The sequence below is a fragment of the Bartonella capreoli genome (assembly GCF_902813205.1).
In the GTDB taxonomy this organism is placed as follows: domain Bacteria; phylum Pseudomonadota; class Alphaproteobacteria; order Rhizobiales; family Rhizobiaceae; genus Bartonella; species Bartonella schoenbuchensis.
Map to the genome: position 1 here is coordinate 1 of NZ_CADDZX010000099.1, position 621 is coordinate 621.

Consider the following 621-nt stretch of genomic DNA (forward strand, 5'->3'; position numbering starts at 1 on the left):
TATCTCTTTACTTTCTATACTTGCGTCCATGAAACTCGGTGCATTGCCAGAACGTTCTTGGGCAAAAGCATAAGCAACATCATAAGGACGATCATTCGTAGGAACTTGAAGCGATCCATCACGTGAACGCTTTTCATAAAAGGCATTTCCCCCTGCAACACGAACATAATGCATGTTTTTATAAGGAAAAGATAAACCTGCGGTATGAAAAAACTTAGCGTTTTTAAGTTTCTGATCCCGTTCGCCGCGCAAAACAGCATCAGCTGCCACTCTAACACGAGCAACGGATGCAGGCTCCGTCATAGGACGCGTTAAAACACCGGGAGCAAACTGTTTGTACTGACCAACAACACCACAAATTGTCTTTGGATAGGCGGTTGAATTAACACGATTCATAACAACCGTCCCAACGGCAATCATTCCTTCACGGCTTGTGCGATTTCATTCAAAATACACCGCCCGCATAAGACATTGTCGTTCTGTCAATGGATAACTAAATGTTTTTGTTTTATTGTTATTTACTTTTTCAGTATCTAAACCATTTGATGCACACCCCTTTACAACCTACCGCGCCTCACAACAGGCAACAAAAACATACCAACGGATTTTTTTTATTTTATG

Annotated in this window: 1 pseudogene; it reads right to left on the reverse strand. The window is 41.5% G+C overall.

Annotated elements, in window-relative coordinates:
- A pseudogene (locus J7R05_RS07525) lies at positions 1–615 on the reverse strand (cell wall hydrolase); the annotation flags it as partial.
- Between the last annotated feature and the right edge of the window lie 6 nt (positions 616–621).